The sequence below is a fragment of the Janthinobacterium sp. SUN073 genome (assembly GCF_030397665.1).
Taxonomy (GTDB): Bacteria; Pseudomonadota; Gammaproteobacteria; order Burkholderiales; family Burkholderiaceae_D; genus Janthinobacterium.
The window spans coordinates 87,389-111,048 of sequence record NZ_JAPUBT010000007.1 but is presented as its reverse complement, the minus strand read 5'-3'; the positions used below and the strand labels follow the sequence as shown (position 1 = coordinate 111,048).

Below are 23,660 nucleotides of genomic sequence, written 5' to 3'. Positions count from 1 at the left end.
ATGGACCTGGAACGGGCGAAGCAAGTATGCCGCGGCTTTCCCGGCGCGACAGAAGACATCAAGTGGAGCAATGTGCTGGCGTTTTGCGTCGGTGGCAAGCTGTTCGCGCTGTGCGGCGCGGAACACCACAGCACGCGTGGCATCAGCTTCAAGGTCGATGCGGAGCGCTTCCTGGAATTGACGGACCGCCCCGGCTTTCGCCCGGCGCCCTACCTGGCGCGGGCCAAATGGGTGCTGGTCGCCAGCCCCGACGCGCTCGACGACGACGAAATGGCCGCCCTGCTACAGCGCTCATACAGCCTGATTGTTGCGGGGCTGACGAAAAAAATGCAACGTGACATTGGAGAATCAGCAACATGACCGATACGCTCGATAGTCTGGAAGCACGCGCCCCCGAAGCGCGCGAACGCGAATTGATGGCCGGCCTGCCGCAGTTGATCGCGCGCGCGCAACAGGCGCCGGGCTGGGCCCGCATTCTCGATGGTGTCAACGCGGCCGACATCACCAGCCGCGCCGCGCTGGCGCAGCTGCCCGTGACGCGCAAGTCCGACCTCAAGCAATTGCAGCACGATGCCTTGCCCTTCGGCGGCTTGAACACGACGCCGAAAAACGCCCTGGCGCGCGTGTTCGTCTCGCCCGGCCCCATCTTCGATCCGGAAGGCCGCGGCCCCGACTGGTGGCGCTTCGCGCGACCCATGTATGCGGCCGGCGTGCGCGCCGGCGGCTTGCTGCAGAACTGCTTTTCGTATCACTTCACGCCGGCCGCCTTCATGGTCGAAGGGGGCGCCGCACGCATCGGCTGCACCGTCATCCCGGCCGGCATCGGCCAGACGGAAATGCAGGTGCAGGCGATGGTCGACCTGAAGCCCGACACGTATATCGGCACGCCGTCATTTTTAAAACTGATCATCGAGAAGGCGCGCGAAATGGGCGCCGACATCAGCAGCGTCACCAAGGCTGTGATGGGCGCGGAAGCCTTGCCCGAATCCCTGCGCAGCTGGTTTGCCGAGAACGGTGTGCCGCACGTGTTCCAGACCTATGCCTCGGCCGATATCGGCAGCATCGCCTATGAAACGGCCAGCAATGGCAAGCTCAATCCGGGCATGGTCGTCGATGAAAACGTGCTGCTTGAAATCGTCCATCCGGGCAGCGGCATTCCCGTCGCACCGGGCGAAGTGGGTGAAGTCGTCGTCACCGTCTTCAATGCCGACTATCCGCTGATCCGCTTCGCCACGGGCGATCTGTCGGCCGTACTGGTCAATGCGCCTGACTCGCCGTGCGGCCGCACGAATACGCGCATCAAAGGCTGGATGGGGCGTGCGGACCAGACCACCAAGGTGCGCGCCATGTTCGTGCATCCATCGCAGGTGCACGAGATCGCGCGCCGCCACCCGCAAATCAGGAAGGCGCGGCTGGTCGTGTCCGGGCGCATGGCCAACGACGAGATGGCTTTGCATTGCGAAGTCGACGATCCGACGGACGCCAGCGGCGTGGAAGCCATCATCGGTTCGATCCGCGAACTGACCAAGCTGCGCGGCGACGTGGTGCTGGTGGCCGTGGGCAGCCTGGCGCAGGATGGCAAGGTCATCGACGACATGCGCGATTACAAATAAGGCCGATTTGCGGGATAATACCCGCATTGACCATCAGCCCCATTCATCGCCATGCAAGAGTCCATGCAAGAATTTCATCACAACCGTGCCCGTGACCTGATCAAGAACGCGGAACTGCTGTTCGACCAAGATACCGTGCAGGCGTCGATCACGCGCATGGCCGATGTGCTCAACACGCGCTTCAACGCCGAGGATTCCAAGGAATTCCCGCTGGTGCTGGGCGTGATGGGCGGCGCCGTCGTGTTTACGGGCAACCTGCTGCCGCAACTGAGCTTCCCGCTCGAATTCGACTACATCCATGTGAGCCGCTACGGCGACGACGACAAGGGTGGCGAAGTGGTGTGGAAAGTCATCCCCCGTTCGAACGTGGCGGGCCGCACCGTCATCGTGCTCGACGATATTCTCGACGAAGGCGAAACCCTGGCGCACGTCAAGCAGCGTTTGCTGGACATGGGCGCCTCGGAAGTCATCCTGGCCGTGTTTGCCGACAAAGCCATCGGCAAGAAAAAACCGGTACAGGCGGACATCGTCGGCCTGGTGATCCCGAACCGCTTCGTCGTCGGCTTCGGCATGGATGCGTACGGCTACTGGCGCAACCTGCCGGGGCTGTGGGCCATCAAGCCAGAGGATTTGAAGCAGGAATAACTCACAGCAGGTTTTCACCCCAGTAGCAAAGACTGGGGTCGGACCATGAGGGTCCGACCCCGGCCCTTTCACCGTTGGGTTACAGCTTCAACCGCGCGCGCGCCGCATCGTATTCGGCTTTCAGGCGCGCCACCATCTCTTCCACGCTCGGCACGTCGTCCATCAAGCCCACGCCCTGGCCGGCGCCCCAGATGTCGCGCCAGGCCTTGGCGCTGCCGGAGCCAAAATTCATCGAACTCTTGTCCGCTTCGGGCAAGGCTTCCGGATCGAGTCCGGCCGCAACGATCGATTTTTTCAGATAATTCCCGTGCACGCCCGTAAACAGGTTCGTGTAGACGATGTCCGAGGCTGCGGATTCGACGATGGCGTCGCGGTAGCCGTCGCTGACGTTCGATTCCTTGGTCGCCAGCCAGCGCGAGCCGATGTAGGCAAAATCGGCGCCCATGGCCTGTGCGGCCAGCACGGCGTCGCCCGTGGCGATGGAGCCGGACAGCGCCAGCGGACCGTCAAAGAATTTGCGCACTTCACCCACCAGCGCGAACGGCGACAGGGTGCCCGCATGGCCGCCAGCACCGCTGGCCACCAGGATCAAACCGTCGACACCCGCCTCCAGCGCCTTTTTCGCGTGGCGGATCGAAATCACATCGTGCAGCACGATGCCGCCATAGCTGTGGATGGCGTCGAGCATTTCCTTGGGCGGCGCGCGCAGCGAGGAAATGATGATGGGAATCCGGTGTTTCACGCACACTTCCACATCATGCGCCAGGCGGTCGTTCGACTGGTGCACGATCTGGTTGACGGCGATCGGTCCCACTTTTTTATCGGGATTGGCGGCCTGGAAGGCGGCCAGCTCGGCCTGCAGCTCCGTGAGCCACGTGTCGAGCAATTCGGCGGGACGCGCGTTCAGGGCCGGGAAGGAACCGACGATGCCGGCCTTGCACTGCGCCGCGACGAGGGCCGGGCCGCTGGCGATGAACATCGGCGAGGCGATAACGGGTAAGGAAAGGTTTTGCAACGCAACAGGCAATGCCATGGCGGACTCGCTGGAAAGTTGATCGGGATGAAAGACACACTGAGCGTTGATTATAGTGCAGAAAAAGTACGATCGTGCTGAATTTATCACCTATCCGCTTCAGCCCTCGTTGAGCAAGTACTCACCCTCGACCCGTGCCGCCGCAGCCCTCACCAGTTGCGACACGCCCCACTCGGCCAGCGCGGCCGCCTCCTGGCGCAGGAAGCGCCGGTTGGCCTCTTCGAAGATGGGCATGCCGCCCAGCAGGGCCGGTATGGCGGCGAGGGCGATGCGCTGACGCTCCAGCAGCAAAAATTTCAGCAGCACTTTCACCGCATTCTGCGCATTGCGCACGGGGTCGGACGACAGGTAATCGAGACGCGAATACGCGCGCTGCAGGGCGCCGGCAGCGTCCTCGAACGGCCGCCCGTGGCCGGGAATGACGACGCGCACGTCCAGGCTGGCGATCAGGTCCAGGGTGGCGCGCGCTTCCAGAAAGCCGGAGCCGCCATCGAGTTCGGGGAAGATCACGCCAAAGCCGTTTTCCCACAGGGCGTCGGCGGAGATCAGGATGCCCTCGTCGGCGCAGTAAAAAATCAGCGAGTGCGGGTCGTGGCCCGGTGCGCCCAGCGCCTGCCAGGCCATGTCGGCCAAGGTCAACGTGTCGCCGGGCGAGACGGTGGCGTCAAAGCCGAAGCGCGGGCATTGCTGGCCCGTGGCCTGGAAGCTGAGGGCATCGACATCCCATACTCGTACCTTGTCCGCTTCCGAGACGGGTATGGCCGTCTGGCAGCGATATGCGGCTTGCAGCAGCGCGTTGCCGCCGCAATGGTCGGAGTGCAGATGGGTGTTGAACAAGCGGTCCAGTGGCCGCCCTTGCAAGCTATGGCGCAGCAAGGCCAGGGTCTGCGGCGCATGCGTGACATAGCCGCTGTCGATCAGGGCCGTGTCGTCCCGGCCCTGGAACAGGATATTGTTCGACGACAGCCAGCCGCGTTCGAACACCTGCATGGAATCGGGGAACAGCGCTGGCGATCGCGGCATGGGCTTCCTCAGTAGTCGGGCTCGAAGTCGAGCAAAGATTCGCGTCCCGGCAATTCGGCCCACACGGCGCGCTTGAAGTCGTCGTCAGCCTTGCTCCAGGCGATGATCTCGTCGAGCGTGCGCAAGCAGCCTTCGCACAAGCCGCTGTTGCGATTCATCTTGCACAGGCTGACGCAGGGCGACGGCACCGGCGACGGCAAGGGGAGCGGAACGGCTGGCGGAGGTGGGGTAGCGACCATCATGGAGCGGCATCGTAAACGTGAAGGCTTTCATTATGCCGCGAAACCGTGCCGGCGAGGCGATGGCACTGGCATGCAATGTTTCTGTCACTATATTTTTCAGCGCAAAACATGATTAAAAAGCCATCTGTTGCACATTTATTTTAGGCCGCGTTTTCACTCTGCGGGCATCCGTCCTACAACACGATCAGGCCAGATCCTGCTTGACTTGAGATATTTCAGAACTATACTACCATCCATACAGATGGCAATTGGATGCCACGTGGAGTTTTTGGAGAGATATGGCCAAGCAAGACAGCAAGCCCAAAATTGGGGAATCCGAGAAAATCACGATCAACCTCGGTTTGATCGACCTGGGGCAGATCGATTTGCTGGTCCAGGAGGGATTTTATTCCAACCGCACGGATCTGATCCGTACGGCCATACGCAACCAGCTGGGTATCCACGCCGACGTGGTGAAACAAACCGTCGCCCGTAAAAGCCTGGTATTGGGCATGCAGCATTATTCGCGCGCCGACCTGGAAGCGATCCAGGCAGCCGGCCAGCGCCTGCAGATCCAGGTGCTGGGACTGGCCAGCATCGCCAGCGACGTCTCCGTGGAACTGGCACTGGCCACCATCGAGTCGATTTTCGTATTAGGTGCCCTGCACGCCAGCACCGTCGTCAAGACGGCGCTCGCAGGGCGAATTCACTAGCGTATTGGTTCGCGGCGATGACCCGGCCGATGCGCGGCACCGTTAAGGATGGTCATGAAACTACCTCTCAACATGTTAGCGCAGATGCGCGCAGCGACCCGTAATCTGATGGGCAGCGGCCCCGCCGCCGCCACCGAAGCAATCCAGCAGGCGCTGTCTGCGGCCGGCCTGACACCGCAGGCAGCAACCACGCAAGCGCCGCCACCGCAGCCGATGCGCGACATTAATCCACCACCGGCGCCACCACCGGCACCGCCATCAGCGCAGGCCCGCGCCGCGCAGCCGCAAGCTGATGCCGCGCCGGAAGCGGCATCGGTGCCGCCCACGCCCGCGCAGGCGGCGCAGGAATTCGCGCAGGATTTCATGGCGCGCCTGGGCGTGCCCGCCGGCCTGGGCCAGCACAGCTTCGACATGCCCAGCTTCGAGATGCCGAATTTTCATCCGCCCGGTTTCAACGCGCCGGCCACCGCGCCGGCGCAGATGCCCGCTGGCGCGCAGTTCATCGACGGCGTGTACCGCAACCATGCGGGCACGCGTTCGTACAAGCTGTATATCCCCAGCAGCTACCACGGCCAGGCCATGCCGCTGATCGTCATGCTGCACGGCTGCACGCAGAACCCCGACGATTTCGCCGCCGGCACGCAGATGAATGCGCTGGCCGAAGAAAAGGAGTGTTTTGTCGTCTATCCGGCGCAGACGCAGGGTGCCAACAGTTCGCGCTGCTGGAACTGGTTCAACGCCATCGACCAGCAGCGCGACCAGGGCGAACCGTCGCTGATCGCCGGCATCGCGCGGCAAGTCATCGACGACTACCCGGTGAATGAACGCGAAGTGTTCGTCGCCGGCCTGTCGGCGGGTGGCGCCATGGCCGTCATCGTCGGCACCTTGTACCCCGACCTGTTTGCCGCCGTCGGCGTGCATTCGGGCCTGCCCTTCGCCTCGGCGCAGGACTTGCCGTCGGCGCTGGCCGCCATGAAGGGCGGCGCCATGCCCATTGGCCAGCGCAAGGCGCCGGCGGGCGGCGTGCCCATCATCGTTTTTCACGGCGACCGTGACACCACCGTCAACCCGCGCAATGGCGATGAACTGATCGCCCAGGGCGTACGCAGCCAGGCGGGCGGCAAGGCGGCCAAGGCCGACTCCATCGACGGTAGCGTACCGAATGGCCACCGCTACACGCGCACCACGCACAGCCAGGCCGATGGTTCGCCGCTGGGAGAACACTGGGTCATCCACGGCGCCGGCCATGCCTGGTCCGGCGGCAGCAATAATGGCAGTTACACGGACGGCAAAGGGCCGGACGCCAGCCGCGAGATGTTGCGCTTCTTCAAGACCGTCAGCTAATCCTTCAGCCGATATTTTCGGTGTAGGGCGCGATCTGCCGCTGCTTGTCGGCGATCTCGCACACGCCATCGGCATAGCGGCTGGAGATGGCGATGAACTGGTCCTGGATCTGCAGGAAGGCGTCGACGATCTCGGCGTCAAAGTGCGAACCGCGCCCCTCGACGATAATCTGCACGGCCTGTGCATGCTCCATGCCCTGCTTGTAGATGCGCCGACTGATCAGGGCGTCATACACGTCGGCCAGCGCCATCAGGCGCGCCGAAATCGGGATGGCTTCGCCAGCCAGACCTTGCGGGTAGCCGCTGCCATCCCATTTTTCATGGTGGCTGTAGGCGATCTCTTTCGCGTACTTGAGGAAATCGACCTCGATGCCCAGCTCGTGTTCGGCCGCCAGGATGGCGTCGCGCCCCAGGGTGGTGTGCGTCTTCATGATGGCCATTTCGTGCGGCTCGAAACGCCCCGGCTTGAGCAAAATATGGTCGGGGATACCCACCTTGCCGATATCGTGCAGCGGCGCCGTCTTGAACAGCAGTTCGATATTCTTGTCCGTCAAAAAATCGCGGAAACGCGGCAGGCCGCGCACTTTCTCGGCCAGCGCCTTCAGGTAGTGCGAGGTGCGGCGGATATGGTTGCCCGTCTCGCTGTCGCGCGTCTCGGCCAGCGACGCCATGGCGTGTATCGTAACGTCCTGCAGCGCCGCCACTTCCTGCACCCGGCGCTCCACTTCCGTTTCCAGGTAATGATTCTGGTCGCGCAAAAAATCCTGCATCTGCTTCATCGCCAGCTGCGTCTTGATACGGGCCAGCACGATGGGCGCCGAAATCGGCTTGGTGATGTAGTCGACGGCGCCCAGGGCCAGGCCCAGCTGCTCGTCGGCCACTTCGCTCATGGCGGTCACAAAAATCACGGGTATGCCGGCCGTGGCGGGATCGGCCTTCAGCGCGCGGCACACATCGTAACCACTCATGCCCGGCATCATGATGTCGAGCAGGATCAGATCGGGCTGGTCGCCGCCGGCGGCGATTTTCAGGGCGCGCTCGCCATTGACGGCGATCTTGGTCCGGTAATCGTCTTCCAGCACTGCGCGCAACAGGTCGATATTGTCTGGCGTGTCGTCGACTACCAGGATGGTTGGCTTGCTTGCTGACGCTCTCATTCCCGTCCTTCGCTCTGCATAGTTATCCTTGTCACAGTGTCAGCTCCAGCGCATCGGCCACCTCGCCCAGCTGCGCCAGCGCACCTTCGAAATCGTATTGTCCCAGCATGCGCTTCAACTGGCGCGCATGTTCCGCCTGCCCGGCCGCGACCAGCACGGGACCGATGCCATCGAGATGCTTGACGGCCTGCGCATCGTCCTGCTGCAGCAGTTGCGACAGTTCGCGCAAGCCCGCCTCCAGGTGTGCCCGGTCCACCGCTGCCACCACGGTGTTGCCCGGCTCGGGCACATTGCCGCGCGACTGCATGGCCAGCACGATCTTCGGCAGCAGTTCGTCGAGCGCCAGGGTGCAGGCCGCCAGCGCCTGCGGCAAGCCGTCATGCGATCCCAGGCTGAGCAAATGCTCGACCCGCGCCGCGCTGTCGGCCAGGCCACCGGCGCCGATATTGCCGGCCAGGCCCTTCAGGGTATGCGCTTCCCGGATTGCCGTCTCGAGCTGGTTGTTCTCGATGGCGGCGACGATGCGCTGCATGGCATCGAACTGGGTTTCCACAAAACGGTCCAGCAATTTTCGCATCAACGTGGCATTGCCGCCCACGCGCCGCATGGCCTCCGCCATTTTCAGGCCGGCGATCACGGGCAGCTCCGCTTCCGGCTGCGCCACCACCACCGTCATTTCCTGCGGCGCAGCCGGCGCGATCCAGCGCGCCAGGGTACCGAACAGCTGTGCCACGTCGATCGGTTTGGCGATGAAATCGTTCATGCCGGCGTCCAGGCATTTTTCCTTGTCGCCGACCATGGCATTGGCCGTCATGGCGATCACGGGCAAATCCGAATAACGGGGATCCTGGCGCAGCTTGCGCGTGGCCTGGTAGCCATCCATCACCGGCATCTGGCAATCCATCAGTACGCCGTCATAGGCGTTTTCCTCGATCTTCGCCAGCGCGATGGCGCCATTGCTCGCGATGTCGACACGAATGCCGGCGTCGTTGAGAATATGCTGCGCCACTTCCTGGTTCACCTCATTATCCTCCACCAGCAGCAGCCAGGCGCCGCGCAGGGCGCGTTCGTCGTCGCGGTAGCTGCTCTGGCGCTGCGTCTTGCGACTCTGCCCTGTCACGCCGCCAAACACGAACGATATCTGGTCGAGCAGGGTCGAGGCGCTGACCGGCTTGTTCAATACGCCATCGAGCGGCAATTCCCGCTGGCGCGCCGCCTCCAGCAGCGCTTCGCGATGGAAGGCCGTGACCATGATACAGGCCGGCGTCGCATCGATGCCGGCGGCATCGGCACGGATGCCGGCCAGCGTATCGAGGCCGTTCATGCCCGGCATTTTCCAGTCCATCAGCACCAGCCCGTACGGGCGCCCCTCGGTGCGCGCCTGCGCCACGGCACCGATGGCCAGCACGCCGCCAAACACGGCACGCGCATCGAAACCGAGCGCCGTCAGCATGCTGACGAAAATTTCACGCGCGCTGGGGTTGTCGTCGACCACCAGCACGCGCAGGCCCTGGAACTGCGGCGGCACCGGCAGGCTGTCGCGCGGCACGGCGGCCAGGCCGAAGCGGGCCGTGAAGAAAAAGGTGCTGCCCACACCCGCTTCGCTGACCAGGTCAATCTCGCCTTCCATCATTTCCACCAGGCGCTTGCTGATGGTCAGCCCCAGGCCTGTGCCGCCATGGTGGCGCGTGGTGGACGTGTCGGCCTGGGTAAATGCCTGGAACAATTTGCTGCGCTGGGGCGGCGTCAGGCCGATGCCCGTGTCGCGCACATCGACGCGCAGCACCGCCGCATGTTCTTCCAGCTGCTGCAAGCGGATGCTGACGACGATCTCGCCCTTGTCCGTAAATTTGATGGCATTGTTGGTCAGGTTGATCAGCACCTGGCCGAGGCGCAGCGGATCGCCCTGCAATGCGTTCGGCACGTCGGGGGCGATGTCGAACAGCAGTTCGAGCCCCTTGTCCTGGGCACGCATCACGGACAGGTCGGCGATCTGCGCCAGCACGTCCTCGAGGAAAAAATCGACTTTTTCAAAGGCCATCTTGCCCGCCTCGATCTTCGAGAAATCGAGGATGTCGTCGATGATGGCCAGCAGGTTCTTCGAGGCCGATTCCACCTTTTCCAGGTAGTTGCGCTGGGTCGAGGTGAGCTCCGTCTGCAGCGCCAGGTGGGTCATGCCGATGATGCCGTTCATCGGCGTGCGAATTTCATGCGACATATTGGCCAGGAAGTCCGACTTCATCTTGGTCGCATCCTCGGCCACTTCGACGGCATGCCGCAGATCCTGCTCGACGGCCAGGTTGGTGCTCATGTTTTTCAGCGCCTGCAGCAATTCGCCCGTCTCATCGCGCGACGTCACTTCGATGACGGAACTGAAGTCGCCTTTGGCCACGCGCGTAGCGATCGCCACCGCCTCGCCCAAGGGACGCGTGATCGAACGCGCCGACCAGGCAAAGGCCAGGCCGATCAACAGGGCTGCCAGCCCGATACCGCCCATCAGGATCAGCGATGTATCGATATCGTTGCGTATCCTGGCCGCGCTGTCGCGTATCAGTTGCTGCTGCAAGTCATCGAGCTGGCCCACATACAGCAGCACTTTTTCCAGCACCGGCAAGGTCTGCGTCCGCATGGCCAGTTCCGCGGCAGCGTCCTCGCCGCGCTCGACCAGTTTGAACATCGTCTTGAGCGAAACATAGTAGTCGGCACGTGCCAGGTGCATCTGTTCCAGCAGGCGCCGTTCTTCCGGCCGCGCATCGAGACCATCGAGGATGCGCACCTGTTCATCGATGCCTTGCTTGATCGCTTCCAGGTGCGCCTGATTCGCCTGGCGCCGTGCCAATTCGTGCTGGTTCGGCAGGCTGGGAATGCGTGTGGCCGCCTCGCGCGCCAGCCCATGGATCTTGCTGGTGGCCTTGGCGGCGACCCAGTCGCGCTGCAGGATATCGTCGGTCTCGGCGCGGATGGCATAGATGCGGCTACCGGCCAGGACGATGACGACCAGCATCAGCACGATCAAAATGGCATAACCGGCATTGATACGCACGCCGATGCGGATATCCCTGAAGCGCATAACTTTCCTATAAGAAATTCTTAAAAATTGAAGTCTGAACGTATTCCCCTACGGAAAGCAAGGTTTATTGCAAAGCAATTTGTACCGAAGCGCTTAATTGGTCGAAGTGACCGTTTTTAGAGGAGGGGTCAGGGTGGCAATATGCGCTTGCAGGCAGGCCGGGCACCAGCAACCGATGGCGCGATTGCCGGGCACGGGAACGGCCGGCGGCAAGGCCGTGCACCAGCATGGCTCGCTGGTCTGCGGGTCAGTCTGGCCACACTGGAAGGTGGCGCCGCAGCGGGTGCATACGCTCATGGCTGTGTTTGAATTGGCAAGTGTGTGTCATGCTGCATCAGGATGCGACGCAGATGTAACTGGCAGTAAAAAGGCTGGTTGGGGGACATATCGGGCCAGACTATAGGATCATCAGGGAAAATACAACAAGATCGCCCTATAATGCCTCCAGGATTTTCTTCTTCCCTGTAAAATCGCACAAATCTATTTTCCGGACTCGCCATGAATCAACTAGCTAACTTGAACCTGGACATGAATGACGACTTGACGGCGGTGTCGCCGCAAATCAAGGCGCAGATTCTGGCCGAGGCCCTTCCCTACATTCGCAATTTCCATGGCAAGACCATCGTCATCAAATACGGTGGCAATGCCATGACGGACGAACGCCTGAAGCACGGCTTCGCGCGCGACGTCATCCTGCTCAAGCTGGTCGGCATGAACCCGGTGGTGGTGCACGGCGGCGGACCGCAGATCGACAACGCGCTGAAAAAAATCGGCAAGCAAGGCACCTTCGTGCAAGGCATGCGTATCACCGATGAAGAAACCATGGAAGTGGTGGAGTGGGTGCTGGGCGGCGAAGTGCAGCAGGATATCGTCATGCTGATCAACCATTACGGCGGCCAGGCTGTCGGCCTGACGGGCAAGGATGGCGGCTTGATCCGCGCGCGCAAGATGCAGATGCCGGACCGCGAACATCCGGGCGAATTCCTCGACATCGGCTTTGTCGGCGAGATCGACGCGATCAACCCGGCCGTCGTCAAGGCGCTGCAGGACGATGCCTTCATTCCCATCATTTCGCCGATCGGTTTCGGCCAGGATGGCCAGGCTTACAACATCAATGCCGACGTGGTCGCCGGCAAGATCGCGGAAATCCTGAAAGCGGAAAAGCTGATCATGATGACCAACATCGCTGGCGTCCAGGACAAGCAGGGCAACCTGGTGACCGACCTGTCGGCGCGTGAAATCGATGAGATGTTCGCCGATGGCACGATCTCGGGCGGCATGCTGCCGAAGATCTCGTCCGCGCTCGACGCAGCCAAGTCCGGCGTGAACACGGTGCACATCATCGATGGCCGCATCGAACACTCATTATTGCTGGAAGTGTTGACCGAGCAGGCTTTTGGTACTATGATCCGTTCGCACTAAAAAAATCGCAATGCATCACAGCGAGTAGTTTGGCGGCGCAGATCACCTGGCGCCGCTTTTAATTTGCCCTTGTAGCTCAGTGGTAGAGCACTCCCTTGGTAAGGGAGAGGCCACGTGTTCGATCCACGTCAAGGGCACCAACTATATCTCCCCGCAGCTGAAAAAATGTCCATGGCGGCGTTGTCCTTCCTCGCCGTACATTCGTACTGTCTTCGTCAGTCCGCCTTGCCCTGAACACTCCCCATCTGCTCTGCTATCTGTAGCCCGCGTCTACTCCGCGTCTTAATACACCCGCTCTACCTTCAAACCTTTCTTGCGCAGCAGATCCGGCACGCTTTTCGTTCCCACCAGATGCAGCACGCCGATGGCGGCCAGGCTGTGTTTTTCGCGCGCCAGCAGTTTGGCGATGCCGTCGGCCAGGGCCGGATTGCGGCCGTCCAGCAGTACTTTTTGCACGAATTGCGCGGCAAACGAGGGGTCTGTCGCCGCTTTGGCGGCCAGCTTGTCGAAGGCGGCCGCGTCGGCCGTGCGCCAGGCGTTGGCGATCTCGCGCGCTTCCTGGCTTTGTTCCTGGTCCTCGATCGAGGCCACGCCGTCTTCCAGGAAGCGGCACTGGTCAGCCGGCGTCATCGCGCCAAACAGCGCCAGCTGGCCTTCCATCGATTCGAGTTCCAGCACGGGGATCTTGCGCGCCTTGGCCTGCTGCGACAGATAATTGTCGACCGCCAGGTCGGAGCGATAGCCGAGTGTGGAAAACTCGCCGATGGCCAGCATGCTGGCCAGCATCCACGGTTTCATCGGCGCCACCGATTCAGCGGGAATACCGTATTTTTGCAACAACGGCGCCAGACGCGGCGCCAGGGTCTGGCGGCAGTCGGCCGGCACTTGGCTGCCCGGCGCCTCCATGCCGTATTTCAGCACGGCGCCCAGGGCGGCGCGCGGGTCGGCGCCGGGATCGATCTCCAGCGCCAGTGCCCCGGCACCTTCCAATGCCTGCGTCACCGTCGGCTCGAGCGGATAAAAGTCGGGGGCGCCGACGTGGATGGTGCCGAATAAATACAGGGTGTGGCCCGCGTCCTGCACCTTGAACAGGGCGCCCCGGTTTTGCGCCACGGGCGCCGCTTCGGCGAAGGCCGCCGGCAACGGCAGCAAGAATAATCCGCAAAACATCACTATAATCTGGCTTCGCATGGTTTTCCTGATTGTTGAATTTTTCATCTTGCTTATCATCTTGCCTAAAGACGCCTGTGCCTGTGTCCCATCTTAACCGCTCGTCGCCGGTCTGGCTGTTTGACCTCGACAACACGCTGCACAATGCCTCGCACGCCATCTTCCCCACCATCACGGCCAATATGAACACGTATATTGCCCGCGTGCTGGGCGACGGCGTCACGCCGGCTGACGACGCCATCGTCAATGCGGCGCGCGCGGCCTACTGGCGCCGCTATGGCGCCACCTTGCTGGGCATGGTCAAGCACCATCAGGTGCAGGCAGCGCACTTCCTCCACGAGACGCACGCGTTCGACGATTTGCGCGCCATGATACGCGCCGAGCGGGGGCTGGGGGCTTTACTCAAACGCCTGCCTGGCCGTAAAATTTTACTCACCAACGCGCCGCTGCGCTACTCGAGCGACGTGATGCGCCATCTGGGCCTGCACCGGCACTTTGCGCAGCATATCGCCATCGAGTCGATGCATGTGCACCGCCAGCTGCGGCCCAAGCCATCGACCCTGATGCTGCGCAAACTGATGCGCAAGCACCAGATCCGCCCTGGCCGCTGCATCCTGGTGGAAGACACCCTGGCCAACCTGAAGAGCGCAAAAAGACTGGGCTTGCGCACGGCCTGGGTCACGCAATACCTGAAAATGGCTGATCCGATCAGCGTGGCGAAGCTGCCCAAGGCGTTAAATCGCCCCGCTTACGTCGATGTCAAAGTAAAATCTGTCCGGCATTTGGTACGCCGCCTTCACCGCCTGCGTTGAAGGGGACTCCTGGGCTTCCGGTTGACGCCGGAAGCCGCACCGCTAGCGGCGGTGACGGATATCCCCATCAAGGCAGCATTTTTTTTAACGACAAGAGAAAATATGGCAAGCACACCGCCGGGCCAACGCAGGCTACAAATTCTTCAGGCCCTCGCCGCAATGCTGGAGCAGCCGAAAGGCGAAAAGATCACCACTGCCGCACTGGCGGCCAGACTGGCCGTGTCGGAAGCGGCCCTGTACCGCCATTTCGCCAGCAAGGCGCAAATGTTCGAAGGATTGATCGAATTCATCGAGTCGAGCGTTTTCGGCCTGATCAACCAGATCGCGGAAAAGCACAGCGACGGCATGACGCAGACGCGCGATATCATCGGCATGCTGCTCAATTTCGCCATCAGCAATCCGGGCATGACGCGCGTATTGATCGGCGATGCGCTGGTCAATGAAGACGAGCGCCTGCAAGTGCGCATGAACCAGTTCTACGACCGCGTGGAACTGGCGCTCAAGCAGGCCTTGCGCGTGGCCGCCGCCGAAGGCCATGGCAAGGAAAGCGAAGTGGCGGCGCGCGCCACGCTGATCGTCAGCTTCGTCATCGGACGCTGGCACCGCTATGCCAAGAGCGGCTTCAAGATCAATCCATCCCAGGACGCGGCGCTGCAAATCGCCATGCTGCTGGGGTAAGTCATCGCTGCGGCTGTCCCCATGCATACCGACTGTTTCGCCCTGCTCGACGACGCCAGCACACCTGGCGCCGGTTCGCGCCTGTACACGGGCCTGGTGGCGGTCTTGCTGTGCACCGAGGGGGAGCAGTGGCCTGCCCTGCTTGAAGGGCTGCAAGGGGCCTTGGAACGCGGCCAATACGCCGTCAGCGTGTGCAGCTACGAGTTGGGCGCGCACTTGCTGGCCATGCCGCCGCGCGCGGCAGGCATCGATACGCCGCCGCTGGCGCAAGTGCTCGTCTTTGACCATTGCACGCAGCTGTCGCAAGACGAGGTGGCGCAGTGGCTGAACGCGCGCCTTCACGCGAACGCCGCGCCGGCCGGCGTGGCCGATATCCGCGCAAATGTGGATCAAGCAGAATTTACGCGCGCGCTGCAGCGCATCCACGACTACATCGTGGCCGGCGACACCTACCAGGTCAACTACACGTATCGTTTGCGCTTCGACGCCTTCGGTTCGCCCCTGGCCCTGTATGCGCGGCTGCGCGCGCGCCAGCCCGTGCCGTATGGCGCGCTGGTGATGCTGCCCGATGGCGGTGCCCTGCTGTCGCTGTCGCCGGAACTGTTCGTGCGCCATGCGCAAGGCGAGCTGACGGCGCGTCCCATGAAAGGCACGGCACCGGCCGCTCCTGCCGAACAGGTGGAAGAAAATGCGCGCCGCGCCAGCGCCCTGGCCCATGACCCGAAGAATCGCGCGGAAAACCTGATGATCGTCGACCTGCTGCGCAACGACATCGGCCGCATCGCCGTCACGGGCTCCGTCAGGGTGCCGGCCCTGTTCCAGGTGACGCGCTACAGCAGCGTGCTGCAAATGACCTCCACCGTACAGGCGCGCCTGCGCGAAGATGCCAGCTTGGCCGACATCTTCCAGGCCTTGTATCCCTGCGGCTCGATCACGGGCGCGCCGAAACGGCGCACCATGGAAATCATCGCCGAACTGGAACCAGCGCCACGCGGCATCTATACGGGCGCCATCGGCTGGTTCGACCCGCCTGCCGCCGGCGCTGGCCACGCGGTGGGCGACTTCTGCCTATCCGTGCCGATTCGCACCCTGGCCTTGCAAGCGCCTGGGGCGAACGGCGTGCGGCGCGGCGAAATGGGCGTGGGCGCCGGCATCGTGCTCGACAGCGACCCGCGCGATGAATTTGCGGAATGCCAGCTCAAGGCCCGCTTCCTGACGGGCCTGACGAACGACTTCGAACTGTTCGAAACCCTGCACGCCAGCCGCAACCATGGCTGCCGCCAGCAGGAGCGCCACCTGGCGCGCCTGGCCGCCTCCTGCGCCTATTTTAATTTTGCCTGGGATGCGCAGGCCGCCCGCGCCGCGCTGCAGGCGGCTTGCGCGGCACGGCCAGACGATGCGCCCTTCCGCCTGCGCCTGGCGCTGCGCCAGGATGGCCAGTTCACAGTGCAAAGCGGTACGCTCACCGCCTTGCCGGAGACCGTGAACATTTTGCTGGCGCCCGACGCCACCACAGCGGACGACCTGTTCCTGCGCCACAAGAGCAGCGTGCGTGCGCGCTACGACGCAGCCTGGCGCGCGGCCGAGGCGCAAGGCGGCTTCGACATGCTGTTCTTCAATGAACGGGACGAGCTGACGGAGGGTGGGCGCAGCAATGTCTTCGTGAAGCTGGACGGCCGCTGGCACACGCCGCCCCTGTCCTGCGGTCTGCTGCCCGGCGTGCAGCGCGCGGCCATGCTGGCCGACCTCGCCTGGAATGCGCAGGAAACCATCATCACGCGCGCCATGCTGGCGCGGGCCGAAGCCATCGTCGTGTGCAATGCGCTGCGCGGGGCGATGCCGGCAAAACTGATTACTTGATGTCAACCTGCATTTCGTAACCGCCATAGATCATCCGCTTGCCATCGAACGGCAGCTTGGCCGGATCCATCATCTCGGCCAGGCGCGGGTCTTTCATGACCTTGTCGTTGATTTCATCGCGCTTGGCGCGCGACTCATACACGATCCAGGAAAACACCACCACTTCGCCATCCTGCAAGTCCACCGCCTGCGGGAACGAGGTCAGCTTGCCCGGCTTGACATCGTCGCCCACGCATTCGCGAAATTCCAGCGCGCCATATTCGCGCCAGACGGCGCCGCAACTACGCGACATGGCCAGGTAAGCATCGAGCTTGGCTTTCGGTACGGGCACCACAAATCCATCGACATACGCCATGATGTTCTCCTCTGTTGTGACAAACGCGAACAACCAGCTTAGGATAATGATGGCAAGACGACAAGCGCGGCATTAAAAAAAAAGCAGGCGATCAAGCCTGCTTGTGTGTCGGCAACTTACAGCGCCAGCGCTTTTTCCACCGCGCCAACGAGTTTCTTGTCCTCCGGCGTCACCTTGCTGGGGAAGCTTTCCACCACTTTACCGTGGCGGTCGATCAGGTATTTATGGAAATTCCAGGCCGGCGTCTTGCCCGTCTGCTTGATCAGGTCCACGTACAGCGGATTCGGCGCGGGGCCGGAAACCGCCGATTTGGCGAACATGGGGAACTTCACGCCATAGGTGTTGTAGCAGAAATCGGCGATTTCCTTGCTGTTGCCAGGCTCCTGCTTGCCGAAATCGTTCGACGGAAAGCCCAGCACCACCAGGCCCTTGCTGCCGTACTTGGCGTACAGCGCTTCGAGCCCTTCATACTGGTTGGTAAAACCACAATAACTGGCCGTATTGACCACCAGCACGACCTTGCCCGCGTACTGGCACAGGTTTTGCGGCGCCTCATCCTGCAAACGGTTGAAGGTCTGCTTGAGGATGGCGGGACAGGCCGCTGGCGCGGCGGCAGCTGGCGCGGTGTCGGCAGCTGGCGCGGTGTCGGCGGCATGGACCGGCACGGCCAGGCTGGCGCCGGCGGCAAGGGTGGTGAGCGCAAACAGCTGGGCAAGGGTCTTGGACATGAGGGGCACCATGGTTGAACGGAAAAAAACCATTCTATGCCAAACACCGCCCACGCGCATGAGGGCCACAACAACAGCGATAGCTTGAGCGACATCAACGACCGTGCAGTACTTGCCCAGCGCACAGTTTTTTTACCTATGCTCGGCCTTCCTGCCCTTGCCTTGTGGAGTCACCATGTCCTTCCCGCACCTGACCACACTAACCACCACCCTGCTGACCGCCAGCTTGCTCGTCCTGGCGCCTGGCGGCGCGCACGCCGCCACCGCCGCCAAAGCCGTCAAGCCCGCCGCGAGCAAAGATGCCGCCGCCCTGCCCGCCTACCAGGCCGACCTGAGCCAGACCACGGTGTCCGGCCTGTCCTCGGGCGGCTTCATGGCGGCGCAATTTGCCGTCGCCTATTCGGCCACGGTGGCCGGCGCCGGCATCATCGCCGGCGGCCCGTATTTCTGCTCGGGCCAGCCGGGCCGCTTTCCCTACATTCCCTACCTGACGAATGCCCTGACCACCTGCATGAATCCGGGCAGCGCACAGGTGGCGCCGCCCGTGGCCAGCGAATTGCTGCGCGCGGCAAACGATTTTGCACGCGCCCGTCTCATCGACGACACGGCCAACCTGAAACGCCAGCGCGTGTATCTGTTCAGCGGAACGAAAGACCAGACCGTGACGCGGCCGGTGGTGGAACAGGTGGGAAAATTCTATGCATTGGCGGGCACGCCGGCGGCGCAGATCCGCTTCGTCGATACGGTCGGTGCGGGCCATGCCATCATCACGGACAACAATCAGGACAAGCCGTGCGCCGTGACGGACTCGCCCTTCATCAATGACTGCGACTTCGTGCAGGCGCGCGACATCCTGCAGCACCTGTACCCGGACCTGCAACCGTCGTCGACCACCCTGACGGGCAAGCTGATCGCCTTCAACCAACGCAGCTTCATCCAGAACGCCTACTCCAGCATGAACAATACGGGCTACGCCTACATCCCGAAAGCCTGCGACAGCGAGAGCTGCCGCGTGCACGTGGTGTTCCACGGCTGCCTGCAAACGACGCAGGCCATCGGCGACCGCTTCTATACCAGCACCGGCTACAACCAGGTGGCGGACGCCAACAAGATCATCGTGCTGTATCCGCAGGCCGAACCGAGCCCCGTCTACCCGTACAACCCGAAAGGCTGCTGGGATTTCTGGGGCTATACCAGCATCAATCCGATCGACCCGGATTTCTACCGCAAGAGCGGCACGCAGATGGAAGCGGTCAAGGGCATGCTCGACCGCCTCGCCGCGCGCCGCGGCTCGCGCTAGGCAGCCTTAGATACCGCCCATGCAGATGTATTTGATGACTAAATAATCTTCGATACCGTAGGTCGACCCTTCACGGCCCAGGCCCGATTGCTTGACGCCGCCGAAGGGCGCGATCTCGTTCGAGATCAGGCCCGTGTTGACGCCAACCATGCCCGTTTCCAGACCTTCGGCCACGCGCCAGATGCGGCCGATGTCGCGCGAATAGAAGTAGGCGGCCAGGCCGAATTCCGTGTTGTTCGCCAGGGCGATCACTTCATCATCCGTCTTGAAGCGGAACAGGGGTGCCAGCGGGCCGAAGGTTTCCTCGGTGGCCACGCGCATGTCGTTCGTCACGTCGGCGATGATGGTCGGCTCGAAGAAGCCGTTACCCAGCGCATGGCGCTTGCCGCCGGCCAGCAGGCGACCGCCCTTGGCCAATGCATCGGCCACGTGCTCCTCCACCTTGGCGACGGCCTTGGCGTCGATCAGCGGGCCTTGCGTCACGCCCGCCTCGATGCCATTGCCCACCTTCAGCTTGGCCACGGCGGCCACCAGTTTGTCGGCAAACGCGTCATACACGCTGTCCTGCACGTACAGGCGGTTGGCGCACACGCAAGTCTGGCCCGCGTTGCGGTATTTCGAGGCGATGGCGCCTTCCACGGCCGCATCCAGGTCGGCGTCGTCGAAGACGATGAACGGCGCATTGCCGCCCAGTTCCAGCGAGAGTTTCTTGATCGTTGGCGCGCACTGCTCGGCCAGCAAGCGGCCCACCTGGGTCGAGCCCGTAAACGTCAGCTTGCGCACGATGGGGTTCGAGGTCATTTCGCCGCCGATGTCTTTCGGCGCACCCGTAACGATGCTGAACACGCCCGCAGGCACGCCCGCGCGCTCGGCCAGCACGGCCAGCGCCAGCGCGGAAAACGGCGTCGCTTCGGCAGGCTTCAGGACCATCGGGCAGCCGGCGGCCAGGGCCGGGCCGACTTTGCGCGTGATCATGGCGGCCGGGAAGTTCCACGGCGTGATGGCGGCGCACACGCCGATCGGCTCCTTGGTGATGACCAGGCGACGGTCCGGCCACGGCGATTGCAGGGTATCGCCCGCGACGCGCTTGCCTTCTTCGGCAAACCACTCGATGAACGAGGCACCGAACTGCACTTCGCCCTTCGCTTCCGGCAGGGGCTTGCCCTGCTCGGTGGTCATGATCAGCGCCAGGTCGTCGGCGTTTTCCAGGATCAGGTCATGCCAGCGGCGCAGCACGGCCGCGCGTTCCTTGGCCGTCTTCTTGCGCCAGGCGGGCCAGGCGGCATTGGCCGCCTCGATGGCGCGGCGCGTCTCGGCCGCGCCCATCAGTGGCACCGTGCCGATATGCTCGCCGGTGGCGGGATTGCTCACATTAATCGTCTGGCCACCATCGGCATCCGCCCAGGCTCCATTCACGTAAGCCTGGTGACGCAACAAGGTAGGATCTTTCAACTGCAGCATATGGATCTCCGGTCTGGTTTGAATTATCGACGAGGGATACTATGCCACAGCGCGGCCGATTCCGCAGGCGCGGCGCTGAACTGCCCTGCCCTCTACTCGACCTTGAAAGACGACAGTTTCGGGTCCGGCGCCGGGTATTCCAGCTTCATGCCCTGCAGGGTTTCCAGCAGCAGCGAGGCGACCACCAGGTTGCGCTGCGTCTTGGAGTTCGATGGCACCACGTACCACGGCGCGTGATCGGCATCGGTCTCGCGAATCGCCGTTTCATAGGCGCGCTGGTAGCCATCCCACTTCTTGCGCTGGGCGATATCGTTGGGATCGAACTTCCACTGGCGGTCGGGATCGTCAAGCCGCTCCTGCAGCCGTCCCCGCTGCTCGTCCTTCGAGATATGCAGGAAGACTTTCAGGATGACGGTGCCCGTTTCGCTCAGCATGCGCTCGAAATCGCGGATCTGCGCGTAGCGACGCTGGCATTCGGCCTTGTCGATCATGTCCTGCACCCGCGTGACCAGCACATCTTCGTAGTGGCTGCGGTTGAAGATGGCGATCTCGCCCTTGACGGGCACGTGCTGGTGCACGCGCCACAGGTAATCGTGCGCCAGTTCGATATCGGTGGGGCCCTTGAACGCCACGGCGCGGATGCCCATCGGGTTGATATTGCTGAAGATAGCCTTGACCGTGCCATCCTTGCCCGAGGTATCCATGCCCTGCAGGACCAGCAGCACTTTTTTCTTGTGCTGCGCATACAGCATGCTCTGGCACTCGGCGATCTGCGCCGTCAGGGCCACGGTTTCCTCGCGGTCCAGCGCCTTGCACTGGGCTGGCGTCAGCTTCTTGTTGGCCGCCTTGGTGGCGGCGCCCAGCAGGCGCTTGCCGGCGAATTCCTCGTTCAGCTCGAAGCCCTGGCCGGCGCGAAATTGCGTGCGCGCCTTCATGCCGCCACCGTCAGCTTGCGGTGCTCAATTTTTGTGCAGTGGTTCATCACCACGTCCAGGCCAGCCGCCCGTGCCAGTTGCGCCGCCGGCTCGTTGATGATATCGAGCTGCAGCCACAAACAGCCTGCCTTGACGGCGATGGCTTCTTCGGCGATGGGCAGGATATCCTCGGACTTGCGGAAGCAATCGACGATGTCGATGCGCGCCGGCGCCACAGCCGCCGCGGCCTCCATCAGGGTGGCATAGGCGCGCTGGCCCAGCACTTCCTTACCGGCGAGGGCCGGATTGACGGGCAGCACGCGGTAGCCATGCCGCAGCAGGTAATCGGCCACTTCGTGGCTGGCGCGTTCGGGCTTGTCGGACATGCCGACGATGGCGATGATGCGGCTGTCTTGCAGGATGCGGGCGATGTTGGACATGGTTTCTGTAGTTGGGCGTGCGACATTGCCCGCCTAGCGTAGCAGATTCCCGTCGCGCCGGGAGCTAGCCAGAAGACTTAGAAGTCCGCACGGCCGCCATCTGCGCGACAAAAGCCTGCGCACGCGCCGTCACGGCCGCGTAATCTCCCGTGGCGCCCGGGCCACTCAGGCTGCCGCCGATACCCACGGCCACGGCGCCGCTGGCAAACCATGCATGCAGGTTCTCCACCGTCACGCCGCCCGTCGGCATCAGCGGCGCTTGCGGCAGGGGCGCGCACAGGGCCTTGATGTAGGCGGGGCCGAACATCTCGGCGGGGAAGACCTTGACGATGTCGGCGCCCGCCTGCAGGGCCGTGACGATTTCCGTCGGCGTCATCGCGCCCGGCATGGCCAGCACCTGGTAGCGCTGGCACAGCGTGATGGTTTCCACGTTGACGCCGGGCGAAATGATGAACTGCGCGCCGGCCAGGATGGCGGCGCGCGCCGTCTCCGTATCGAGCACCGTGCCCGCGCCCAGCAGCACGTCGTCTCCATGGCGTTCGCGCAGGGTGCGCAGCACGCCCAGGGTATCGGGCGTGGTGAAGGCCACTTCCAGCGCCGTGATGCCGCCGGCGATGCACGCCTCGGCGATCAGCAGCGCCGCATCGGGCGAGCCGGCGCGCACGATGCCGACCATGCCCCGCTCGATAATGCCCTCGAAAACCGCGTGTTTTTGCATATGCTCTCTCCTGTCAGGCCGGCAGGGCGCCAAAGCGCACTTCCGGCAAACCGCGCAAGCCAGGCTGGCGCGCATGAAACAATCCCCCGGCCAGCGGTTCGCCCGCCAGCTGAGCCGGCGTCAAACTCTCCTGAGCGGTGGTGACGAACAATTCGTCGTAATGCGGGCCGCCCAGGCTCACGCAGCTGGGCTGCGAGACGGGCAAGGTGATCGCGCGCTCGACGCTGCCGTCCGGCGCGAAGCGCAATACGCGTCCCGCGCCCCATTGCGCGCTCCACAAGTGGTCGTGCGCATCGATGGTGGCGCCGTCGGCGGCGCCGGGGCCGGGATCGAGCACGGCAAACACGCGCACCCGGCTGGCGTCGCCCCCCAGGTAATCGTCCCAGCGGTAGATCGCCTTCTTCATCGAATCGCAAAAATACATGGCCGTGCCATCGATGCTGAAGCAGATGCTGTTCGAGATGGCGATGGGCGGCAGCGGCAGGCGCTCCAGGCTCAAGTCCAGGTTGAGGCGGTAAAAGCTGGCGATGGCATCGCGGCACGGGCGTTCATCGAGCGTGCCGAAGACAAAACGTCCCTGGCGGTCGCAGCGGCCATCGTTCAGGCGCGTCATGGGCAAGTCCCCCTCCACCGTGTGGAAGGGCGTGACGGCCCCGCTGCGCGCGTCAAACCACGCCAGGCGCGAGGCCAGTCCCAGCAGCAGCACCTCGTCGCTGTGCGTCAGCGCGAAGCACGCCAGACGCTCGGGCATGGCCCAACTCTGGCGTTCGCCCGTGGCCAGCACCAGCGCATGCAGCTGGCAGCCTTCGATATTCGTCCAGAAAACGCGGCCGCTGCGTTCGCACCAGCGCACGCCCTCGCCCAGGAAATTCTGCGCATCGACCAGTAATTGGGCCCGTGTCCCCATCATTTTTCCTTTAACTGTGTATAACGCATGATAAAACCGTCGCGAGCGGAAGTCAGTTGGGGCCGAGACGCGCAACT

At 63.1% G+C, this 23,660-nt stretch carries 24 protein-coding genes and 1 tRNA gene; 11 read left to right on the top strand and 14 right to left on the bottom strand.

Translation table 11 applies throughout. The annotated features are described in order from the left end of the window. The 3 genes from O0882_RS19110 (at position 1) to O0882_RS19100 (ending at position 2,258) form a co-directional block, all read left to right on the top strand. Positions 1–360: an MmcQ/YjbR family DNA-binding protein gene (locus tag O0882_RS19110; protein ID WP_289950513.1), complete on the top strand. Its 360-nt coding sequence runs from the start codon at positions 1–3 to the stop codon at positions 358–360. Then, positions 357–1,613, top strand: coding sequence for an AMP-binding protein (locus O0882_RS19105; RefSeq protein ID WP_289950512.1), 1,257 nt, complete (start codon positions 357–359; stop codon positions 1,611–1,613). Before O0882_RS19110 ends, O0882_RS19105 begins: the two co-directional genes overlap by 4 nt. 63 nt (positions 1,614–1,676) lie before the next feature. After that, the gene (locus O0882_RS19100) at positions 1,677–2,258 is read left to right on the top strand and encodes a hypoxanthine-guanine phosphoribosyltransferase (RefSeq protein WP_035823544.1); all 582 of its coding nucleotides are present in this window, start codon (positions 1,677–1,679) and stop codon (positions 2,256–2,258) included. A gap of 79 nt (positions 2,259–2,337) precedes the next feature. On the opposite strand, the gene O0882_RS19095 is transcribed toward O0882_RS19100, so the two are convergent. The 3 genes from O0882_RS19095 to O0882_RS19085 all read right to left on the bottom strand — a co-directional run bounded on the left by O0882_RS19095 (position 2,338) and on the right by O0882_RS19085 (position 4,556). Next, on the bottom strand, positions 2,338–3,291 hold the full coding sequence (locus O0882_RS19095) for a nitronate monooxygenase family protein (RefSeq protein WP_099761116.1): 954 nt from the start codon (positions 3,289–3,291) through the stop codon (positions 2,338–2,340). Positions 3,292–3,390: 99 nt separating this feature from the next. Further along, on the bottom strand, positions 3,391–4,314 hold the full coding sequence (locus O0882_RS19090) for an MBL fold metallo-hydrolase (RefSeq protein WP_289950510.1): 924 nt from the start codon (positions 4,312–4,314) through the stop codon (positions 3,391–3,393). A gap of 8 nt (positions 4,315–4,322) precedes the next feature. Further along, positions 4,323–4,556 (bottom strand): DUF1289 domain-containing protein, encoded by a 234-nt coding sequence (locus O0882_RS19085; protein ID WP_070304433.1) that lies wholly within the window; start codon positions 4,554–4,556, stop codon positions 4,323–4,325. A 278-nt stretch (positions 4,557–4,834) separates the two neighbouring features. Here O0882_RS19085 and O0882_RS19080 point away from each other — a divergent pair, with 278 nt between their 5' ends. Further along, positions 4,835–5,248, top strand: coding sequence for a CopG family transcriptional regulator (locus O0882_RS19080; RefSeq protein ID WP_034783786.1), 414 nt, complete (start codon positions 4,835–4,837; stop codon positions 5,246–5,248). A gap of 54 nt (positions 5,249–5,302) precedes the next feature. Beyond that, complete coding sequence (locus O0882_RS19075; protein WP_289950506.1) at positions 5,303–6,592, top strand: PHB depolymerase family esterase; 1,290 nt, start codon at positions 5,303–5,305, stop codon at positions 6,590–6,592. 4 nt (positions 6,593–6,596) lie between these two features. On the opposite strand, the gene O0882_RS19070 is transcribed toward O0882_RS19075, so the two are convergent. From O0882_RS19070 to O0882_RS19060, 3 genes are all read right to left on the bottom strand, one after another. Continuing rightward, on the bottom strand, positions 6,597–7,748 hold the full coding sequence (locus O0882_RS19070) for a two-component system response regulator (protein WP_289950504.1): 1,152 nt from the start codon (positions 7,746–7,748) through the stop codon (positions 6,597–6,599). 31 nt (positions 7,749–7,779) lie between these two features. Then, a complete protein-coding gene (locus O0882_RS19065) occupies positions 7,780–10,818 on the bottom strand; it encodes a response regulator (RefSeq protein WP_289950503.1) in 3,039 nt (1,012 codons plus the stop codon). A gap of 93 nt (positions 10,819–10,911) precedes the next feature. Further along, positions 10,912–11,115, bottom strand: coding sequence for a cysteine-rich CWC family protein (locus O0882_RS19060; RefSeq protein WP_289950500.1), 204 nt, complete (start codon positions 11,113–11,115; stop codon positions 10,912–10,914). Positions 11,116–11,346: 231 nt separating this feature from the next. Here O0882_RS19060 and argB point away from each other — a divergent pair, with 231 nt between their 5' ends. Together argB and O0882_RS19050 are read left to right on the top strand one after the other, a co-directional pair. Continuing rightward, positions 11,347–12,240, top strand: coding sequence for an acetylglutamate kinase (gene argB / locus O0882_RS19055; protein ID WP_010393729.1), 894 nt, complete (start codon positions 11,347–11,349; stop codon positions 12,238–12,240). Between the two features lie 65 nt (positions 12,241–12,305). Next, positions 12,306–12,380, top strand: a tRNA-Thr gene (locus O0882_RS19050). Between the two features lie 142 nt (positions 12,381–12,522). Here O0882_RS19050 and O0882_RS19045 read toward each other — a convergent pair. After that, a complete protein-coding gene (locus tag O0882_RS19045) occupies positions 12,523–13,392 on the bottom strand; it encodes a TraB/GumN family protein (RefSeq protein WP_354670278.1) in 870 nt (289 codons plus the stop codon). Between the two features lie 95 nt (positions 13,393–13,487). Between O0882_RS19045 and O0882_RS19040 the strand changes: the two genes are divergently transcribed. From O0882_RS19040 to pabB, 3 genes are all read left to right on the top strand, one after another. Then, positions 13,488–14,222: a pyrimidine 5'-nucleotidase gene (locus O0882_RS19040; RefSeq protein ID WP_289950497.1), complete on the top strand. Its 735-nt coding sequence runs from the start codon at positions 13,488–13,490 to the stop codon at positions 14,220–14,222. A gap of 102 nt (positions 14,223–14,324) precedes the next feature. After that, positions 14,325–14,900, top strand: coding sequence for a nucleoid occlusion factor SlmA (slmA, locus tag O0882_RS19035; RefSeq protein WP_289950495.1), 576 nt, complete (start codon positions 14,325–14,327; stop codon positions 14,898–14,900). Between the two features lie 21 nt (positions 14,901–14,921). Further along, a complete protein-coding gene (gene pabB / locus O0882_RS19030; RefSeq protein WP_289950493.1) occupies positions 14,922–16,760 on the top strand; it encodes an aminodeoxychorismate synthase component I in 1,839 nt (612 codons plus the stop codon). Here the strand turns inward: pabB and O0882_RS19025 are convergent. Both O0882_RS19025 and O0882_RS19020 read right to left on the bottom strand, forming a co-directional pair. Then, on the bottom strand, positions 16,753–17,115 hold the full coding sequence (locus O0882_RS19025) for a DUF1428 domain-containing protein (RefSeq protein ID WP_046681873.1): 363 nt from the start codon (positions 17,113–17,115) through the stop codon (positions 16,753–16,755). The genes pabB and O0882_RS19025 overlap by 8 nt on opposite strands. Before the next feature lie 116 nt (positions 17,116–17,231). Further along, a complete protein-coding gene (locus O0882_RS19020) occupies positions 17,232–17,843 on the bottom strand; it encodes a glutathione peroxidase (RefSeq protein ID WP_289950488.1) in 612 nt (203 codons plus the stop codon). Between the two features lie 175 nt (positions 17,844–18,018). Between O0882_RS19020 and O0882_RS19015 the strand changes: the two genes are divergently transcribed. Further along, complete coding sequence (locus O0882_RS19015) at positions 18,019–19,143, top strand: poly(3-hydroxybutyrate) depolymerase (RefSeq protein ID WP_289950487.1); 1,125 nt, start codon at positions 18,019–18,021, stop codon at positions 19,141–19,143. Positions 19,144–19,149: 6 nt separating this feature from the next. Here the strand turns inward: O0882_RS19015 and gabD are convergent, their stop codons facing one another. The 5 genes from gabD to O0882_RS18990 all read right to left on the bottom strand — a co-directional run bounded on the left by gabD (position 19,150) and on the right by O0882_RS18990 (position 23,583). Then, entirely contained in the window at positions 19,150–20,604 is a 1,455-nt protein-coding gene (gene gabD, locus O0882_RS19010; protein ID WP_289950484.1) for an NADP-dependent succinate-semialdehyde dehydrogenase, read from the bottom strand. Between the two features lie 92 nt (positions 20,605–20,696). Continuing rightward, positions 20,697–21,539, bottom strand: coding sequence for a PPK2 family polyphosphate kinase (locus tag O0882_RS19005; RefSeq protein WP_289950483.1), 843 nt, complete (start codon positions 21,537–21,539; stop codon positions 20,697–20,699). Then, the gene (locus tag O0882_RS19000; RefSeq protein ID WP_289950480.1) at positions 21,536–21,958 is read right to left on the bottom strand and encodes a CoA-binding protein; all 423 of its coding nucleotides are present in this window, start codon (positions 21,956–21,958) and stop codon (positions 21,536–21,538) included. The genes O0882_RS19005 and O0882_RS19000 overlap by 4 nt, the downstream gene beginning before the upstream one ends. A 64-nt stretch (positions 21,959–22,022) precedes the next feature. Further along, on the bottom strand, positions 22,023–22,676 hold the full coding sequence (locus O0882_RS18995) for a bifunctional 2-keto-4-hydroxyglutarate aldolase/2-keto-3-deoxy-6-phosphogluconate aldolase (protein ID WP_289950478.1): 654 nt from the start codon (positions 22,674–22,676) through the stop codon (positions 22,023–22,025). Positions 22,677–22,689: 13 nt separating this feature from the next. Continuing rightward, a complete protein-coding gene (locus tag O0882_RS18990) occupies positions 22,690–23,583 on the bottom strand; it encodes an SMP-30/gluconolactonase/LRE family protein (protein ID WP_289950476.1) in 894 nt (297 codons plus the stop codon). Between the last annotated feature and the right edge of the window lie 77 nt (positions 23,584–23,660).

Coding starts and splice junctions, on each gene's coding strand:
- O0882_RS19110 (WP_289950513.1), top strand. CDS start 1: ATGGACCTGGAACGGGCGAAGCAAGTATGCCGCGGCTTTCCCGGCGCG.
- O0882_RS19105 (WP_289950512.1), top strand. CDS start 357: ATGACCGATACGCTCGATAGTCTGGAAGCACGCGCCCCCGAAGCGCGC.
- O0882_RS19100 (WP_035823544.1), top strand. CDS start 1,677: ATGCAAGAATTTCATCACAACCGTGCCCGTGACCTGATCAAGAACGCG.
- O0882_RS19095 (WP_099761116.1), bottom strand. CDS start 3,291: ATGGCATTGCCTGTTGCGTTGCAAAACCTTTCCTTACCCGTTATCGCC.
- O0882_RS19090 (WP_289950510.1), bottom strand. CDS start 4,314: ATGCCGCGATCGCCAGCGCTGTTCCCCGATTCCATGCAGGTGTTCGAA.
- O0882_RS19085 (WP_070304433.1), bottom strand. CDS start 4,556: ATGATGGTCGCTACCCCACCTCCGCCAGCCGTTCCGCTCCCCTTGCCG.
- O0882_RS19080 (WP_034783786.1), top strand. CDS start 4,835: ATGGCCAAGCAAGACAGCAAGCCCAAAATTGGGGAATCCGAGAAAATC.
- O0882_RS19075 (WP_289950506.1), top strand. CDS start 5,303: ATGAAACTACCTCTCAACATGTTAGCGCAGATGCGCGCAGCGACCCGT.
- O0882_RS19070 (WP_289950504.1), bottom strand. CDS start 7,748: ATGAGAGCGTCAGCAAGCAAGCCAACCATCCTGGTAGTCGACGACACG.
- O0882_RS19065 (WP_289950503.1), bottom strand. CDS start 10,818: ATGCGCTTCAGGGATATCCGCATCGGCGTGCGTATCAATGCCGGTTAT.
- O0882_RS19060 (WP_289950500.1), bottom strand. CDS start 11,115: ATGAGCGTATGCACCCGCTGCGGCGCCACCTTCCAGTGTGGCCAGACT.
- argB (WP_010393729.1), top strand. CDS start 11,347: ATGAATGACGACTTGACGGCGGTGTCGCCGCAAATCAAGGCGCAGATT.
- slmA (WP_289950495.1), top strand. CDS start 14,325: ATGGCAAGCACACCGCCGGGCCAACGCAGGCTACAAATTCTTCAGGCC.
- pabB (WP_289950493.1), top strand. CDS start 14,922: ATGCATACCGACTGTTTCGCCCTGCTCGACGACGCCAGCACACCTGGC.
- O0882_RS19025 (WP_046681873.1), bottom strand. CDS start 17,115: ATGGCGTATGTCGATGGATTTGTGGTGCCCGTACCGAAAGCCAAGCTC.
- O0882_RS19020 (WP_289950488.1), bottom strand. CDS start 17,843: ATGTCCAAGACCCTTGCCCAGCTGTTTGCGCTCACCACCCTTGCCGCC.
- O0882_RS19015 (WP_289950487.1), top strand. CDS start 18,019: ATGTCCTTCCCGCACCTGACCACACTAACCACCACCCTGCTGACCGCC.
- gabD (WP_289950484.1), bottom strand. CDS start 20,604: ATGCTGCAGTTGAAAGATCCTACCTTGTTGCGTCACCAGGCTTACGTG.
- O0882_RS19005 (WP_289950483.1), bottom strand. CDS start 21,539: ATGAAGGCGCGCACGCAATTTCGCGCCGGCCAGGGCTTCGAGCTGAAC.
- O0882_RS19000 (WP_289950480.1), bottom strand. CDS start 21,958: ATGTCCAACATCGCCCGCATCCTGCAAGACAGCCGCATCATCGCCATC.
- O0882_RS18995 (WP_289950478.1), bottom strand. CDS start 22,676: ATGCAAAAACACGCGGTTTTCGAGGGCATTATCGAGCGGGGCATGGTC.
- O0882_RS18990 (WP_289950476.1), bottom strand. CDS start 23,583: ATGGGGACACGGGCCCAATTACTGGTCGATGCGCAGAATTTCCTGGGC.